The 17,198-nt window shown below is 63.6% G+C and carries 14 protein-coding genes; 6 read left to right on the top strand and 8 right to left on the bottom strand.

Translation table 11 applies throughout. The features are described 5' to 3' along the window. Positions 1–106: 106 nt before the first annotated feature. The 3 genes from CKO25_RS14475 to CKO25_RS14465 all read right to left on the bottom strand — a co-directional run bounded on the left by CKO25_RS14475 (position 107) and on the right by CKO25_RS14465 (position 2,967). The gene (locus CKO25_RS14475; RefSeq protein ID WP_200388660.1) at positions 107–1,090 is read right to left on the bottom strand and encodes an MBL fold metallo-hydrolase; all 984 of its coding nucleotides are present in this window, start codon (positions 1,088–1,090) and stop codon (positions 107–109) included. A 99-nt stretch (positions 1,091–1,189) separates the two neighbouring features. Continuing rightward, positions 1,190–2,605 (bottom strand): phospholipase D-like domain-containing protein, encoded by a 1,416-nt coding sequence (locus CKO25_RS14470; RefSeq protein ID WP_200388659.1) that lies wholly within the window; start codon positions 2,603–2,605, stop codon positions 1,190–1,192. A 161-nt stretch (positions 2,606–2,766) separates the two neighbouring features. Next, on the bottom strand, positions 2,767–2,967 hold the full coding sequence (locus CKO25_RS14465) for a DUF433 domain-containing protein (protein WP_200388658.1): 201 nt from the start codon (positions 2,965–2,967) through the stop codon (positions 2,767–2,769). Between the two features lie 1,169 nt (positions 2,968–4,136). On the opposite strand from CKO25_RS14465, the gene CKO25_RS14460 reads away from it, so the two are divergent. The 5 genes from CKO25_RS14460 (at position 4,137) to CKO25_RS14440 (ending at position 11,405) form a co-directional block, all read left to right on the top strand. Further along, the gene (locus tag CKO25_RS14460; RefSeq protein ID WP_200388657.1) at positions 4,137–4,925 is read left to right on the top strand and encodes a HEAT repeat domain-containing protein; all 789 of its coding nucleotides are present in this window, start codon (positions 4,137–4,139) and stop codon (positions 4,923–4,925) included. A gap of 77 nt (positions 4,926–5,002) precedes the next feature. Beyond that, complete coding sequence (locus CKO25_RS14455) at positions 5,003–8,701, top strand: ATP-binding protein (RefSeq protein ID WP_200388656.1); 3,699 nt, start codon at positions 5,003–5,005, stop codon at positions 8,699–8,701. Next, positions 8,694–9,326 (top strand): condensin complex protein MksE, encoded by a 633-nt coding sequence (locus CKO25_RS14450; RefSeq protein ID WP_200388655.1) that lies wholly within the window; start codon positions 8,694–8,696, stop codon positions 9,324–9,326. The genes CKO25_RS14455 and CKO25_RS14450 overlap by 8 nt, the downstream gene beginning before the upstream one ends. Further along, entirely contained in the window at positions 9,323–10,561 is a 1,239-nt protein-coding gene (locus CKO25_RS14445) for a hypothetical protein (RefSeq protein WP_200388654.1), read from the top strand. Before CKO25_RS14450 ends, CKO25_RS14445 begins: the two co-directional genes overlap by 4 nt. 7 nt (positions 10,562–10,568) lie before the next feature. Beyond that, the gene (locus CKO25_RS14440; RefSeq protein ID WP_200388653.1) at positions 10,569–11,405 is read left to right on the top strand and encodes a DUF7281 domain-containing protein; all 837 of its coding nucleotides are present in this window, start codon (positions 10,569–10,571) and stop codon (positions 11,403–11,405) included. 229 nt (positions 11,406–11,634) lie between these two features. Here the strand turns inward: CKO25_RS14440 and CKO25_RS14435 are convergent, their stop codons facing one another. The 4 genes from CKO25_RS14435 to CKO25_RS21630 all read right to left on the bottom strand — a co-directional run bounded on the left by CKO25_RS14435 (position 11,635) and on the right by CKO25_RS21630 (position 14,828). Continuing rightward, positions 11,635–11,892 (bottom strand): hypothetical protein, encoded by a 258-nt coding sequence (locus CKO25_RS14435; RefSeq protein ID WP_200388652.1) that lies wholly within the window; start codon positions 11,890–11,892, stop codon positions 11,635–11,637. 13 nt (positions 11,893–11,905) lie between these two features. Continuing rightward, the gene (locus tag CKO25_RS14430; protein ID WP_200388651.1) at positions 11,906–12,772 is read right to left on the bottom strand and encodes a universal stress protein; all 867 of its coding nucleotides are present in this window, start codon (positions 12,770–12,772) and stop codon (positions 11,906–11,908) included. A 206-nt stretch (positions 12,773–12,978) separates the two neighbouring features. After that, complete coding sequence (locus CKO25_RS14425; RefSeq protein WP_200388650.1) at positions 12,979–14,454, bottom strand: SulP family inorganic anion transporter; 1,476 nt, start codon at positions 14,452–14,454, stop codon at positions 12,979–12,981. Positions 14,455–14,705: 251 nt separating this feature from the next. Beyond that, positions 14,706–14,828: a hypothetical protein gene (locus tag CKO25_RS21630; protein ID WP_276569033.1), complete on the bottom strand. Its 123-nt coding sequence runs from the start codon at positions 14,826–14,828 to the stop codon at positions 14,706–14,708. A 413-nt stretch (positions 14,829–15,241) separates the two neighbouring features. On the opposite strand from CKO25_RS21630, the gene CKO25_RS14420 reads away from it, so the two are divergent. Next, a complete protein-coding gene (locus CKO25_RS14420; RefSeq protein WP_200388649.1) occupies positions 15,242–16,189 on the top strand; it encodes an Rpn family recombination-promoting nuclease/putative transposase in 948 nt (315 codons plus the stop codon). Positions 16,190–16,235: 46 nt separating this feature from the next. On the opposite strand, the gene CKO25_RS14415 is transcribed toward CKO25_RS14420, so the two are convergent. Continuing rightward, positions 16,236–16,865: a tyrosine-type recombinase/integrase gene (locus tag CKO25_RS14415; protein WP_200388648.1), complete on the bottom strand. Its 630-nt coding sequence runs from the start codon at positions 16,863–16,865 to the stop codon at positions 16,236–16,238. Positions 16,866–17,198 lie beyond the last annotated feature (333 nt).

Below are 17,198 nucleotides of genomic sequence, written 5' to 3'. Positions count from 1 at the left end.
GGGTCTCCTAGGAGCGGTCAGGGTTGTGTGGTGCCTGAGTCGCCATCTCCGCTACCGGGACCAGCAGCGGCAGCGATCGAGCGACATGTCGAGCGGCGCGATCCGCTTAGAACAGGTTCGCTTCGACCTCCAGATAGGCAAGCGAGATATGCCGGCCCAATTCCTCCTCGAATCCCGGCCAATCCTTGAAGCGGGCAAGCTGCTCGGCGATGAGCGGACGCATCTCGAAGTCGCTGCTGCCGCTCTCGTACAAGGCGGCGACGCCCTCGTAAACCCCAGTCAGATAGGCGCGGTAGGCATCGACGATCTCCCAGCCGCCGGTTTGCCCATGTCCCGGAATCAGGACGCTTGCCGTGACCGAGGCTTGGACCGCATCCAAGGCGTTGATACTGCCGCTGAAGGAGCCGTCATCCATGCGCACAATGCGTCCATTGCACGCGTTATCGCCCAGGAACAGAACCTCGAGCTCCGGGATCTCGAACATCAGATCGGAGGTGCTGTGGACATGGGGATCATGATGGGTCTTGAAGGTGAGTCCCCCGATCGAGAGGGTCTCGCCACCCTCGAGCGCGTGCGTCGGGCCCATGGCGATCGTCCCCTCGCTAGCTCCTTCGGTCGCGTTCAGCATCCGTTGCACCCACTCTTCGCCGGCCCCCTCGGCGACCAGCTTCAGCATCTCGGGATGCCCGTAGATCGGGATCTGTGGTGCCGCGGCCAGCATCGCCTGATTGCCGAGCCAATGGTCCCCGTGCACATGCGTGTTCAGTACTGCGAGCAGCGGCTTGTCGGTCACCTTGCGGATCTGGCGCAGAACCATCTCGCCCGTCTGAACACTCGATCCGGGATCCACGACGATCACGCCGGTCTCCGTGACTAGGAAGGCTGGGTTGTTCATGAAGCCCTGGTTCTCGGGCGTCGGATAGTCCAGCGGTCCATGGATCACATAGAGATCGGGGGCAACCTGGTCCGCCGGATAGTCCGGCAGGTCGGGACCACGATCCGCCAGAGCGGGTAGGGCAGAGGCGAGCATCAGACAGCAGAGCACGAGGATCAGTTGCGAGGTGTGGGTTGGGATCCGATCGAACGGCATGGTGGAATCGTCCTGAGGCTGAACCAAAGTGTCTTTATACCGCAGCGACAGTCCAGGCGCAGTGAGCGCTTGATGTGACCGCAATCTTGAGTCAAGCGACTAGAAACTGGACCAGCCGAAATGCTCTCCGAGCCATGCCTGCAGAGACCGCAAAACGGAGCGATCCTCCCAGGTCTCGTAAGGATCGGAAACCTGCCAATCCGGCTCGTTGTGCCAGCGTTGCTCGAACCAGGTTCGTGCCGTGCGGAGGAACGGATCGTCCGCTGGACCTGAGAACAGGACATTCGCCTCTAGATTGAAATCGTCCAGATTTCGCCGGGTGAAATTCGCCGAACCGGTGATGAGTACAGCTTGCCCATCGGCACGCTCCAGAACAAACTGCTTGGCGTGACATTGCTCCCCGCTCGTCTGACACCAACGCACTGGGATTCCGGCGTCATGGAAACGACGCCCGGTCTGGCGATTTGGAATGCCTCGTTTCTCCCGGCCGAAGGCATCCCGGTTGGGGTCGAGCAGGATACGGACCGCGACGCCTCGGTCCGCGGCCTGCTTCACCGCTTGGATCAGGCCCTCATGCGAGAAATAGAACATGGCGATATCGAGCCGATCGCCCTGACCCGCGCTTTCGATGGTGTCGAGTGCCGCCACGCGGATTCGACTCTCGGTGATGATCTGTGCCTGAAGAGAACTCTGCACCGGCGTCTCTTGAGCGGCCGGGATTTCGAATGGCACCGTTCCAGCGGAAAAGCGAATCACGGCGGTCTCGGCCTCCAGGAGATCCAATGCGGCTTGGCCACGAAAGACCACCGCCGTGTTCACATGGGCGCTGCTCGCATCATGGGGATTGGCCGACGTCACCAGTGCCACCCAGTCATCGCCGTCATCCGCCACGATTGTTTTGCGGTGATTGGCCTTGAGGTTGAGCAATGCCAAATAAGTCCGCAGCGTGACCGGCTCCTCGCCCACCGGATTGGGGAGCCAGCCAGGAGTGCTGTTGCCGAGCCACTGGCAGCAGAGTCTCCAAACCGTCGACCAAACAGGGTTGGGATCACGCAGTCGGCCGAGCGCGGTGTAGACCAGATGCGCCCCCGCTGCCTCAAGGGCATCCAAGTGCGGCGCCCTGACCCCTCCGTAGAGGTTGTTGAAGGGGTCGGTGATGATGACCACCGCGAGCTCCGGCCGGTCGCGCATGCGCTGGAGTAGGGTCTCCGTCAACTCCTGAGAGAGTGGCCGGTGTGTTTCGGTGATCTGCCCCTGCATGGCATTAAACAGAAACATGTCCACAACCAGAAGTCTGTTTGCACCCTGGATCAACGCGAACGCACGATCGAAGATGGCCTGTCGCGTGTGCCGTTTGCCCGCGGCATCCAGCCAGGTGTGATCGGCCAGAAACTCCACCTCATGCACCGGGCGCAGCGGTGCCGCAACGCTGATCCCGGGCGGCAGTGGCTTGAATGTGTGGTAAAGACCAGTGGCCAGAAGAAGGGCAAGCAGTACGAGCAAGATGCGTTTCATCAGCAGATTTCAGTTGCATGTCCATTCGAAGAGGTCTTGAACACCAACGCCCTGTATGCGGCGGAATTCGGAAAGGGCGACTTGCCGATGCCACCGGGACGATACTTCGCCATCCTGAACTGTATGGATGCACGCCTCGACCCGGACAAATACGCCGGGCTTTATGTAAGGGATGCACATGTCATGTCCTCTTCACGTTCTTCCAGACGCCAGGCGGCATAGGCCAGCGCTGCATCCAGGTCCTCGGGCTCGAGATAGGGATATGCGACAAGGATGCGCTCTCTGCCGACACCCTCGGCCATGAGTCTGAGCACCGTCCCGACCGTGACCCGCAGACCTCGGATGCAGGGCTTGCCGCCCATGACAGCCGGATCCAAGTAGTGGTGAAGACGGTGGCGCAGCTGGCACGACCTGCCGTTCGGAGATCTTGGCCGACCCACCAGCCCACTGCACCTGAGACTGCCGTTGTGATGAGGACTAGACGGCTCGCGCACTCCATTAAAGCACGAGGGTCGACAGCGACACCTCATCAGGATGCCGGATAGATGGCTGCAACGATCTCCCTGCCGAGCCATACGACAGGCAGGTTCACTCTTGCCTCGCTGGGCAAACTATACTTCAGCCCGACACGAGCACGTGACTCCAGAATATCCTTAAGGTTATTGTCCTCTACGCTGAAAAGGAGCTTCGATAGCCATGACGTCCACTGATGATGCGCCCGACACCCCGATTAGCCGCTCCGTTGCTTGGGCACCGTTCGCCGCGCTCCTTACGGGCGGGCTCGCAACGCTTGAAGAGGACCAATGCCTCATCCTTGCGCTGAACCGAGCGCGGCGTCAGGCGTCGCCGACACTGCGCACAGCAGAAGCTGCGACGCGTCGCAAACGCCTCGCGCCATGACTCCGGACAGCCTCGGGGTTTACGGGGGTCGTCGGCCTGATGCAGCGTGCTGCCACAGGAGGGGCAACCCTCCGCTCGGGCAGCCTCGTCGATGTCCAGCAACAAGGCGAAAAACGAGGGGCTTTCAAGTCAGGCGTGGCACACTGGCGCAGCCTCTTTGTCTTCGCAAACAAGAGACTCTCCCGACGGGTGCTGGTGTTCAAGCACCCCGAAGTAGGCCCACCGCTCTCCCTGATGAAAGTTGACGATTTAAGGGGGAAAACCATTAGGGAAGGTGGCCGTACTCGCAGGGGAGCCTCATCCCAGTCGAATGAGCAGGCGGCACGCCCAGCATGGTGCCGATTGCGTTGAAGGGGTTTGGGTGGAACAATTTGGAAGGGCGTGTGCGACGGCGCGGGGCGTGGGTGGTGAACGACGGCGAGCGGTGCGGGGAGGCGGCAGTAGGGCGTGACGTACCGGCGCATCCATGCTGGCAGGGCGTGGCACATCAACGTCCCACCGTGCGTGTTGCGTTCCCCGAGGCCTGGGCCGCACGGCACCGGGGGGCTCCATCACCACCAGGTGATTGATGCCACCTTTCGGACGTTTAACCCCACTACACGAGCGATCACGACGAAGGTTTGAGGAAGAGATGACGCTTGAACGAAAGCAAAACCTGCGCAACCTTCTTGATCTGGGTAAGCCCGAATGGCCCCAGGTCGAATGGCCGGAATACAGCCAGTACGGAATCGGGTCGGCGGACGTTGACGATTTAATTCAACTGGCGGTCGATCCTTTACTGCACGGTGCTCCGCAAGAAAGCAACGCAGTTTGGGTGCCGCTTCACGCTTGGCGTGCCCTTGGCCAGATCGGGGATTCCCGCGCCATCGATCCACTCATTCATTTGTTAGATACCCTATACGATGACGAGTACGCGTCGATGGAAATACCCGCTGCACTCGGGATGATCGGCGAGCATGCAATCGGCCCGCTGGTCGATTTTTTGGAAGACGCTAGCCGCTCAGAGTTTGTCCGGATGCTCGCGGCAGATGCCCTGGGTCAGCTTGCCGGGCACCATCCATCAGCAAAGAATCAGGTCATCGCACGACTCACCGAGTATTTGGATGATCCCGACCCAAGCGCCACCGGCTTGAACGGGAACGTGGTCATTGTGCTTCTTGATCTTGAGGCACGAAGCTCGATTGACACGCTCCGACGTCTCTACCGTAGCGGGAACGTTGACCTCTTTGCCTGTGGCGACATCGAAGACGTCGAAATCGAACTAGGGCTACGGACACAGCGCATCACGCCCAGACCGGATCTGACCCAACTGTACGACTTCCCTCAGCCTACCCTGCGCAAACCCGATAAGAAGGTCGGGCGCAACGATCCCTGCCCCTGTGGCAGCGGGAAGAAGTACAAGAAATGCTGCCTCCCGTAAGACCTCCCGTAAGACCGCGTGTGGTGAGCGGTCTCCCGAATCGGTAGTCCCCGAAGCTCATCCACCTAATGATCTCGATGGACTATCAGCTCCTGCGGCTCATCCTCATCGACTCCTACAGCCCCGGACGGGTCGTGGAGTTCCCGCTGACTGGCGGCGCCGTGCTCACCGGCCGCAACGGCCGGGGCAAGACCACGCTGCTCCAGTTGGTGCCCATCTTCTACGGCGAGAATCCGTCCCGCATCGTCGGTACCGAGACCAACCGTCTGGACTTCAACGGCTACTACCTGCCGCGACTCACCTCCTACATCTGCTTCGAGTACCTGCGTCGCGATGTTCCCTGCATGGTGATCCTGCACGCCAGTCAGCAGGGCGGGGAGCGGCGGTACCGGTTTGTACGCTCGCCCTATCGGGCGGACCTCTTCGTGCTGCCGGACGGCATCAACATCCTTCAGGTCCCCGACTTGCGCCGGCACTTCAAGCTCAAGGGCGTGATCCACACCGAAGCGATCTCCTCCGTCAGCGAGTATCGCGCCATCATCCAGGGCAAAGCCGGCGGCGGGAAGGCCGGGCAGCGCCAACGTGCCCTGGTTGCCGACTATGCCTGCGTGGGCAGCGGCCATCATCTCACCCACATCGAGAAGATTGTCAGCGGCATGTTCCTGCGCCGCACCGACTTCCAGGACCTCCAGCGGATGGTGGTGTCCTGCATCGCGGATACCGATGCCGAGATCGCTCTTTCCACCGAACGACGCAAGATCGCCTCCTGGCCGGAGCATTACCTTGCCTATACCGGGGCCATGGACGAGGCGCGGCCCATGAACGAAGTGCTGGAGCGGGAGGCACGGCTGGTCGCGGTGGAGTCGGAGCTGGGTCGTCTCCACGCGCGGGTGCTGCGTCTGCTGACCCATCTGGAGGATGCCGCCGCCGAGAACCGCCGGGTGCGTGCGCGCCGGGCGACCGAGGCCCAGGCTGAAGAGCAGGACCATCGCCGGACCGCCGAGGGCATTCGCAACCGCCGGGATACCGCGGGGCTCGAAGCCAAAGACCAGGAAGATCGGGCCACCGCCCTGGATCGCCAGCACGCCGACTGGCTGAACCGCGACCTTCCCGCCAAGGCTGCGCTGTTGCTGCGCGAGCCGGAGCTGCGCGATCTGCGCGGTCGGCTGCAACGACGCCGGGAGGCCCTGCTCGGCGAGCAGGAGCAGATCTCGTTCAAGTACGAGCGCCTGCTGAACGATCTGGACCGCCGCCACACCCAGGCGGAGAAGACCACGTCCGAGGCACGCACCGCCTTGTTCCAGGCGTTCGAACCCCGTCTCAAGACCCTGGAGACTGAGGCGCGAACCGACCTCGCAGGCCTGCGCGCAACCCACGCTGCCGAGCGGCAGATTCTCGACGCCCGTCTACAGGAGACCCGCGAACGCAAGGGCGAATATCGCCAGTTGGCCCGCGCTCCTCAATCGGACCCTGCGCTGGTCGAGATCCGTGACGCCAAGCGGGCGGCCGTCGAGACCCTGGAACGTGAGTGGCAGGCAGCCGATCGCGCTGTCCGGGATGGCCGGGAGGTCCTCGACCAAGCGAAGGCGAGTCACCAAGAGCACGAAAAGCATCTGCAACGTCTGCAGCAGCAGGGCGGCGAGTTGGATCAGCGGCGTCAGACGTGTTTGCTCCAGCAGAGTCCCGGGGAGAGCACCCTCCTGCACTTCCTGCGCTCTCACCGCTCCGACTGGGTCTTCGATATCGCCAAGGTCGTGCGCGAGGACCTGCTGGTGCGCACCGATCTGGATCCGGAGCTGATCGATACCTTGCCGACCCTCTATGGGGTCGGTCTCGATCTGGGCCAGGTCGATGCCCATTTGGCGGCGGACGAAGCGGGTCTGCGCCGCGCAATCGCCGACATCGAAGACCAGCAGGCCGCGGTTGACGCCCTCAGAACACAGGCCGAGCGGGCCCTGGCCGAGTGCGAGCGCGAGCGCCGGCAGTCCGACGAGCGCCTGTCCCTGGCGGGTGCCGAGTTGCGGATGACCGAGACGCGACTCGCCTCCGCCCGCGAGGAGCTCAAGGCGGCACAACACCAGGTCAACCGCAGCCTCGCCGCGGCGGCAGGACGGGCCAAGGCGCAGCTTGCCGAGGTCGAGCAGGCGGTGCAGGCACTCCAGGCCGAGCTGCGGGAGCTGGATCATCGCAACGGCGAAGCGATCCAGGCGCGCGAAGATCAGCTTGCGCAGGACCGGGAAGCCCTTGAGACCCAGCGCCAAACGGCCCTCGCCGCCCACGACAGCGAGCAGGTCGAGCGCCGTCGGCGCCAGGGCGAGGAGCGCAACGGCATCGAGTTGGAGCGCGACCGTGCCCTCGGTGCCGCTGGCGTGGACACGGCAGCCTTAGCGCGCTTGGAGCAAGAGGTCACCGGAGTGGAAAAGGACATCGCGCGGATCGACCAGTCGCGCACCGAGGTCAGCCAGTGGCAGCTCTGGGCGCGCAACGACTGGCCGCGCCGGGACGAGTACGCCCGGGCCGCGCAGGCCGCCCGTGCGCTGGAATCCGCGGCCCGTGCGGATCTGACGGCGGAGGAGCGGCGCTGGAGCGCACGCACGGCAGAGCACGACGCGGCCCTGCACCACCAAGACCGCGAGCACGAGCAGCTGGAGCGGGAGCTGGCTGCGATTCGCAAACGTCTGGACGGCTTCCGCGCCTACCCGCCCGACCCGCAGGTTCAGGCCGAGCCCTACGACCCCGGCTGGTCCCTCGAGGCCCTCGCGGCCCAGGCCAACGCCAACCAGACCCAAGCCGCCGCCCAACTGCAGGCCATCGGAACGCTGGTGGAAGGGATCAAACGCGCCTTCAGCGCCCGGCGCGACACCCCGCCGGACCAGTTCTACGAAAGCCACCGCGCCACGTTGGGTCCCGATGCCTCGGCCCGCGCCTGGATCCCGATCTTCAAGAGCTGGTTCGACAGCGAACACGATGCCTATCGTCGCACCTTGGCGGTGGAGGCCAATCAGATCGCCGGCGCCATCGTCGCCTTCCACCGCGACATGGATGCCTTTCACCGCAAGACTCAGCAGTTCAATCGGGAGCTGCAGCAAAGCCTGGATGAGAATCTGGGTTTCGAGAGCGTCTCGCGGGTCACCGTGGAGGTGAAATCCGTCATCCGGGAGCTGGAATACTGGGGGCCCATCGAGACCATGGCCGAGGACCATCGCGCCTGGCTCCGGCTTGAAGGACACGACCTACCGCCGCCCGAGTTCGCCGCGACCCTGCGCACCTTACTCGAGCACTGGGAGGTGCGCGAGGGCATCCGTGCCGCCCTGCCGAGTCTGATCCGCATCCAGGGCGAGGTGGTCGAAAACGGCCAGGCCCGCACCTTCCGCAAGGCCGCCGACCTGGAGCGGGTGTCCTCGCACGGGCTGTCCTATCTGATTCTGTGCGTTATCTTCATTGCCTTCATCAATCGCATCCGCCGACAGGCCAAGGTCGAGGTCGTCTGGGCACTCGATGAGCTGAAGGATCTCGATCTGGGAAACATCGAGGCCCTCCTGACCATCCTGAAGCGCAACGCCATCACCCTAGTGTCCGCCTTCCCGGACCCGGACGCCGATGTGCTCGCCCTGTTCCGTCATCGGTTCACGGTGGAGGAGGGACGCCGACTGCTGGAGGCGCGCGTGGTGGGGTTGGACGGGAACACTTTTGATCCGACGTTGGCACCAGACGAGCAAGCGGACTCGACCGACAGTGTCGAACCGACCAGTGACCTGGTGGACACCGATGTTTGAGCAGACCCTAACCCTATTGCTCGCCGGCGAGTTCATTTGCAACGTCCGCTACCAGGACGCCTGGCGTTTCCTCGAGGACGAGAACCAACGTCATGAGGTGGACGCCTTCCTCGGCAAGCTCGGTCGTCGATTGGCACGGACTCGGCAGGGTGGGGCTTGGTTTGCGGCCTACCAAACCATCGGACCGACGGAACGCAAAGCGATGCGCGATGGTTTCGCCGAGATCAAGCACCATCTCCGCCTCCTGGTCGGCTTCTTCGTGCACCTGATGCAGGCCATGCGGCAGGATCAGTTCCTGGCCCCTGGCAGTCTGATCGAGGCCAACCGGCTGATCGGGGCCATCGACGAGAACCCCAATCTGCGCGGCGAGCTGCAGTCACTGGCCGGACTGGCCAAGGGGCCGACCGGTGACGGCACCCATCGTGGGATGCTCGACAGGTTGTTGAGGAAACTGCGCGACGAGGGCTATCTGGTGCTCGCCAACCCCGAGCGGCAGATCTACGCGGTCACCGGCAAGATCGAGTACCTGCAAGAGGTCGTCGACTTTCTCATGTCCCACCAGTCCATCCCGGACGAGCTCGCAGAGGAGAGCGACGCGGACACGCACCAGGAGACCCTCTTGTGAGCCGGAGCGACGACTTGGTCATCGCCTATATCGAGGTCCTGCACCGACACCGGGAGCTGGTCGCCGCCGCCTATCATGGGGCCTGGATCGATACCTCGAGCGAGCCGGCGACCCCGCGCGGCATCCAAGAGCTCCGCCGACATCGCACCCTGGTGCCTCTCGCCCGGGACGCCTTTCGGCTCGCCTCGTCGCTCGCCCGGCACCTCGACGAGGTCCTCCAGAAAGAACAGCTGTTCGCCGCGGTGGGCGGCAACATTGCCGATCTGGCGGCACGTCTCCCGCTGCTGGTGGACGAGGCGGTCAAGGCGCATCTGGAGGGGCGGACCGAGGACCTGGACGGTTACGTGGACGCCTTCAACAACGCCGTCTTCGATCTGGCGGATCATATTGAACAGGCTCTCCAATACCTGCGGATGCTGGCCGACACGCGCTTCGCGAGCGTGCGCACCCTGGCGGAGAAACAGCGCCAGAACACCTGGTACATCGGCCGGGCCGAGCGCATCGGCGAGGCGATCAAGTCGCTGCAAACCGGCGGCTTGATGGAGCGTATCGAGGACGAGCCCGCCGCGACTTCGCTCATGTCCGCCTTCCGCGACCAGATCTGGGAACGTCTGCCCGAGTGGCGCGAGTCCCTCCTCGACATCACCGAGATCCTCAAGGAATTTCTCTACCGCCTGCGCCAGGTCGAGCCGGCCGGCCGGCGCCTGCGGGCCTTCAATCTCTTCCTCAGGCGCAATCCGGACTATGTGGCGCCCGATGTCGAGGAGCTGACCGAGCCGCCTTCCTGGTCAACTCGGGCAGCCCCGCTGCAGATCAAGGCCCATCCAGACCTAATCGATGGGGCAACTACCGAGGCGCTGATTGAGGTCGCCGCTAAGCTGCCGGCGAGTCCGTCCGTCATCAAGCGCGAGCCAAAGGTCGGTACCCTAAAGCCGCGGGCGGATCAGGGGCCGGAGGTTCTCATGATCGAGCCCAGGCCTGATCAGCTTGCGCTCAGGCGCCTCATCGCCGAGGTCCCGGAAAGCGGTGAGCCCCTGTCCGCCTTGGCCTGGAAGCGCGGGCATGCCGAGTACGCGGAGCTGCCGGATCCAATCTGGCTGCACTCTGTGCTCTACGAGGCCAGTCTCGCTCGCCCGCGCACCGGGCATATCCACTTCGAACGCATCGAGCTTCCCCAGCCGCATCCGCTCTCGGGGAATATCGTCGTGAGCGACGTCCTGGTGCGTCGGATCTGAGCGGGCGATGAGCGATCTGCCCAAAACCGCGGTGCGTGCCCTGCTGCGTCTGGTGCAATCAGATGCAGAGCGCTTCGCCTCAAGCCAAGTCCTGGCGTCGTTCATCGATGACTACGGCATCGGCCGAAGGAAAGGGGCAGGGTGCCTGTTCGATGCGGAAGACAAGGCATGCATCCGCGAGCTCCTGCGGGCAGAGGGCATCGACCCACTCACTGATCCGGCGGCCTGGGACCAGATCACCCGTGCCGAGGCGTTGCGCCTGGGACCGGACGAGAAGTTCGCGGCAACGCCTGTGAAGCGTCAGCGCGTCGCGATCAAGACCCTGCCGGGAAGGTCACTGAATCTTGACGGCCGAGCGCTGATCCTCCCGCCAGCCTGCCACCTGGACGTGGATGGAGGCATCGTCGCTGGTCGACTCGCCCACGAGACGGTGCTCCTGGTCGAGAATTGGGAGCCGTTCAACCGCATCCACGCCATCGACCTCGACCTCTCCCCGGCGGGTACGAACCCCCTCGTCGTGTGGCGGGGCGATTGCTCCGAGACCAGCCCGGAGCATGCCCTCGCACTCCTGCGGGCGCTGGATGTCCGCGTGTGGGCTTTTGTCGACTACGACCCCGCCGGACTCCTGATCGCCGCCGGGCTTCCTCGGCTCGCCGGCATCATCGCCCCCGAGCCCGCCCGTCTGGAGCGGGACCTGGCCCAGGGTCTGACGGGGCGCTATCAAGACCAGCTCCCGATGAGCATGGCCGCGCTCGATACCAGCGGCAACCAGCACGTGCGCGCGCTCTGGACCCTGATTCGCCGCCAGGGGCGGGCGTTGCCTCAAGAGTTTTATCTGAGTTGACGCTGAAGTGAGGCCAGAACATCTGGTTGCCGGTGCATTGTCTGGAGGAATGCATGAAGTCCAGCATCTTTCTTCGAATGCCGGCAAGCCCCGTTGTGCTGATCATCCCGCCGCGGATTCGGCCAAGCTGACCCCGATTAGGCTCATAGCCAAGTTGAAGAGTCTGGTATTAGACTGCCGAGTCAATGCACCGCTCAGCGAACGACGGAGAGCACTGATCCATGCAGTTCTATCCTAGAACGGGTCGTCTTCCACTTGCAGCGAGACCCAGTGCGGCCTCGATTTGGCGCCGTCGGATGCCGTAGCGTTCGTGTGTGTTTTTCGCCATCGCTTGTTGCTGCATGGCGTCCATCCGCGAGAGGCGGCCGACGCGTGTCTGGTCCAGCTCCACGGTGCCGCCCGCGTCGTTGGATTCGGCGATGTCGATGATCAAAGCATCCAGCTCGGCTTGGAGTCGTTCCCCGTAGGTGCGCGGATCGGATGTCATCGGTCGGCCTCGTTCAACGTAATAGGAGAGTCGGGATGCGAGCCGAGCGCAGCAGATCGGAGGTCTTGCTGCCGAAGACCAAGCTGCGCAACGGCGAGTGGCTGTAGGCGCCCATGATCAGCATGTCGATCGCCTGCTCCTGGATACTGCGGGCGATGATGCTCTCGGCGTCGCCCGGGATCAGGGCGGCCTCGACCTCGAGCCCACCCTCGTCCAGCGTCGTCTTTGCCCACTCCAGCTGGCGCGGGCCGTCCTTGCGAGGCTCACCGGACATCAGCAGATGGATCGGCAACCCCCGGAACAGGGGGCTGGCGGCGACCATTTCGACGCCGCGTCGGGTCATGCTGCCGCCGTCATAAGCGATCATCACGCGACTCGGCTCCTGGAATCCCTGGGTGACGGCGAGGATCGGCTTCTTCAGCGCGCGCACCATGCGCTCGACGTTGCGGCCGAGATCGCGTTGCGTCGTCTCGGCCGATTCCCCTCGTCGACCGAGCACGAACAGACGCACTCCCGGCTGCTGCTCGACCAGCACCTCCTCCAGATCGCCGTAGCGCTGGCGCACATCCGGCGCCGGCACACCGATGGCGATCGCGCGCTCCCGAAGCCGATTCAGAAACAGCCGGCCCTCCTCGCGTGTCGCCTTGCTGCGTGCCTCGTCCTGCTCGGAGAGCTTGGTCAGCAGGTGTTGCTGCGCGTTGAAGCCGATGGCCCCGCTGCGGTCGCTGCCCGAAGCGGTTTCGGTGTGACGGGTAATGATGTGCAGCAGCTCCAGCGGTGCGCTCGTGCGACGCGCGGCCCAGGCGGCGGCATCGGTGACGTAATCGGCGAAGTGCGAGCGGTCGACGCAGGCCAGGATCTTGTCTTCGTCTTCTTGCATGCTGAGCTCCCCTGTTCGAACCGCATTCGGGACGACATGCATCGCACTCCCGCGGGTTCGGATTCCGAAGAACCCGCCGCCCGCGTCGCCGACGCGGTGCAGGTTCCTCATTGTTTTCTCGGATCTAAACCGCGTCTCGCCAACGTCTCGGATGGCTGACGAGGCCGAGCGCGCCACGAAGCGGCGCTTGCCGCTCCGGACGCGGTTCAGTGCCCCATCAGTTGTTCGACGGCATCGGGCTTGTCGTGCACCGCGAAGCGGTCCACCAGGGTCGCACTGGCCTGGTTGAGGCCAACGATCTCCACGTCGGTGCCTTCGCGACGGAACTTGATGACCACCTTGTCGAGCGCGCTGACCGCGGTGATGTCCCAGAAATGGGCGCGGCTGACATCGATGCGGACCTTCTCGATGACCTCTTTGTAGTCGAACGAGGCCACGAAACGATCGGCCGAGGCGAAGAACACCTGGCCCGTGACCACGTAGACGCGCGTGCGCCCTTCATGCACGGACACCGAGCCGACGTGCAGCACCTGTCCGACCTTGTTGGCGAAGAAGAACCCGGACAAGAGCACGCCCACCAGAACACCCATCGCCAGATCATGCGTGAAGACCACCACCACCACCGTGGAGATCATGACCACGTTGGCGGCGAGTGGATGCTCGCGCAGATTCCGAACGGAGGCCCAATTGAAGGTGCCGATCGAGACCATGATCATGACCGCGACCAACGCGGCCATCGGAATCATCGCCACCAGATCACCGGCGAAAACCACCATCAAAAGCAGAAAGACGCCGGAGGCGAGCGTCGAAAGGCGCCCGCGCCCGCCGGATTTAATGTTGATGACGGCTTGACCGATCATCGCGCAGCCCGCCATGCCGCCGATAAAGCCGGAGCCGATGTTGGCGACACCCTGACCCACGCACTCGCGGTTCTTGTTGCTGGTCGAATCGGTCAGATCATCCACGATCGAGGCCGTCATGAGGGATTCCAGCAGACCGACCACGGTGAGCGTGGCGGAGATCGGGAAGATGATGGCCAGCGTCTCCCAATTGAGCGGGATGTCGGGGAAGAGGAAGACCGGCAGGGTGTCGGGAAGCTCGCCCATGTCGCCGACGGTGCGGATGTCCAGATCCAGTAAGACCGCCACCCCGGTGAGCACCACGATGGTGACCAGCGGCGAGGGGATCAGCTTGGTGAGATAGGGGAAGAGATAGATGATGGCCAGACCGGCGGCGACCATCGCATAGACCTCCCAGGTCACCCCGATCAGCTCGGGCAACTGCGCCATGAAGATGAGAATCGCCAGGGCGTTGACGAAGCCGGTGATGACCGAGCGCGAGACGAAGCGCATGAGGTTGCCCAAGCGCAGGGCGCCGGCGAGGATCTGCAGGATACCGGTCAGGATGGTCGCGGCCAGCAGATACTGCAGACCATGCTCTTTGACCAGGACCACCATCAGCAGCGCCATCGCCGCCGTTGCACCCGAGATCATGCCGGGACGCCCGCCGACGAAGGCGGTGATGGTGGCGATCGCGAACGAAGCGTAAAGACCGACCTTGGGATCGACCCCGGCGATGATGGAGAAGGCGATGGCCTCCGGGATCAACGCCAGCGCGACCACCAGACCCGCAAGCAGATCGTTGCGGACATTGGACAGCCAGTCCTTGCGAAGTGAATTCATGCCTAAGCGTTTCCGCAGCTGATGCAGACCGAAAAGGTCGGCGGAGTAACGAATCGCGAAGGCCGCGCGGCTACCCGGGAGGGTAATGCGGTCGGTCGACCGTAAAGGTCGTGGAGAAGAAGCAAGCATCAGGCGCGCGGCATCGCGTTGAACAACGGCGAGAGTCTGGGGGACTCGGTTTGCGCGTGATACCTACATCGGCGGAGGACTCCGGCGTTTGAGCATGGGTGTCTGGAAATTGCCCGCGAATCCTACACGGAAAGCTGTTCAACTGTCAGCCTTGCGCCGACGAGGGTTTTCTTGTCGATCTCCGGGTAGTCGTCGGGACGAATGCCCACCCAGCGATAGGGCGTTTGACGTCCGGTATCGTCCAAGTTGCGTCTCCCGGTTCCGCCGGCATCAGGCCACCGCGGTTGGTTGCACCCCTGTCCGTTATGGGCTCTGTCGCTGCCTTCCGTTTGCGGATAATGACGTCGGTCCCTCGATGCGTTCCGCCCGCCACAGGTGCGACAGGTCGCGATGTCGTTGCCGACGCTCCGTCATGAATGTCGGCTATCGGCTCTGGAACAGTCCCCAATCTGCCCCGGTGACCACCCGTTCTGGGTTGTGACTTGTCGCTCGTTGAGGCGCGATCGACTTTCCGCTGTCAGGATTTACCTGTCCGGCAGCGGTCAGTCCTGAGCGGCAGCTTGCCGACGCTCTCGAGACATCGGCTTAACGCGCTCGCTGTCATGCAGGTCGATTTGGGGTATGTTTCCGAAACGATGGAAATGTCCCGCTCTCCCGGATGGCCGACCACGATCCTTCCTACAAGCTCCTGTTCTCGCATCGCGATCTGGTCGCGGACTTGATCCGAGGCTTCGTGCACGAGGACTGGGTCGCGCAATTGGACTTCACGACCCTGCAGCGCGTCAGCGAGATCGGCGTCAGCCACGACCTGCGCGAGCGCGAGGACGACATGATTTGGCGGCTGCGCTGGGGCGAGCGCTGGGTCTACATTTATTTGCTGCTGGAGTTTCAATCGAGCGTCGATCGCCTCATGGCGGTGCGGCTGTTGACCTATGTCGGACTGCTCTATCAGGACCTGGCCGCCGCCGGCGAGATCCCCTCCGGAAGCACGCTGCCTCCGGTGCTGCCGATCGTCCTCTACAATGGCGAGAAATCCTGGTGGGCCAAGACCAGTCTCGACGACTTGATCGAGCCGGACTTACCCGAGCAGCTGCGCCGATGGCAGCCGCAGATCCGCTATCTGCTGCTCGACGAGCAGCGGCTTGCGGATACCGAGCTGGCGGGACAGCGCAATATCGCCGCTGCCTTGTTCCGGCTCGAGAACAGTCGCCGACCCGAGGATATCGAGCGGGTCCTGGCGAGTCTGATTGATTGGCTCGCCGCACCCGAGCAGGACAGTCTGCGCCGCGCCTTCGTCGTCTGGCTCAAGCGCGTGCTGCTGCCGGCGCGTGTGCCGGGCGCCGAGCTACCGAACGTCAACAACCTTCAGGAGATGCGCGCCATGTTGGCCGAACGGGTGAAGACCTGGACCGAGGAGTGGAAGCAGCAGGGTATCTCCGAGGGCGAAACCAAGCTGCTGCGCCGGCTGTTGGTGCGGCGCTTCGGACCCCTGCCGGCCTGGGCCGAGGCACGCCTCGAGCAGGCGGGCGAGGCCGATCTCGAGGTCTGGGCCGATCGCGTCCTGGACGGCACGACCCTGGAAGAGGTCCTCAAGGAGCCGATCTGAGAATTCCCGAGCGGCGCTCAGCCGTGACTGAGCGCCCACGTTTCCCTCAGCACTCGATGTGCTCGGCAATGTCGAGAGCGTCGTCAACCTCCACTCCCAAGTAGCGCACGGTCCTTTCAATCTTGCGATGCCCCAACAGCAGTTGGACTGCGCGCAAGTTCTTGGTCTGACGGTAGATCAACGTCGCCTTGGTCCGACGCAACGAGTGCGTCCCGTACTCTTGCGGATCAGCGCCCATGAGCTGGATCCATCGCTTCACGATGCGCGCGTACTGACGGGCGGACAAGTGCGGAGAGCCGTTTTGACGGCTTGGAAAGAGATAATCCGCAGACGACAGCGCCGCCTCTTTGATCCAGGCCTGCACGGCCTCGCGGGTCTGGTCGGTCAGATCGAATCGCACCGGCTCGCGGGTCTTGTGCTGGACAACGCTGGCCCGCGCGATCACGTGGTTGCCATGAGCGATATCGCGGACCCGCAGGGCCACCAAGTCGCAGCCGCGCAGCTTGCTGTCGATCGCCAAATTGAACAGCGCCAACTCCCGCGTCTTCCCTGTCATGCGCAGCTGTGTGCGAACGGTCCAGATCTCCTGCAACTTCAGCGGTGGCTTCTGGCCAATCAGCTTACCTTTGTTCCACGGCTCATGGGCGGTTTGGGACGCGTCACTGGTGGTCTTCATGGTCTGTTTCCTCGTCGAAGGAAGGGGAAACAGAAGCATGGTCTGAAGTCAGGTCATCGGCTTGGCCCGAGAAGCTGTCACTCCTGGTTGACTGCTCTGAGGTCGCATCGCCCCATCAACGCTCACTGGCCCATCTGACCTGAGCTTCCGGTCAACGCGCGTTGCGGACGCTCGCCGCTGTTTACGCCACCGATCAATACACGCCGGGAGCTGTCACTCTTGGCACTGATCCTACAGCGGGCGCAAACGACCCGGATCGGTTGGTCGGCGGGAAAGGCTACGGGACTTTGGTCGGCGTGCAGCTGACATTCGAAGAGGCCGTCTGGATATGCC

This window comes from Thiocapsa imhoffii (genome assembly GCF_016583985.1).
Taxonomy (GTDB): domain Bacteria; phylum Pseudomonadota; class Gammaproteobacteria; order Chromatiales; family Chromatiaceae; genus Thiocapsa; species Thiocapsa imhoffii.
This window is presented reverse-complemented; position numbering and strand designations above follow the sequence as displayed.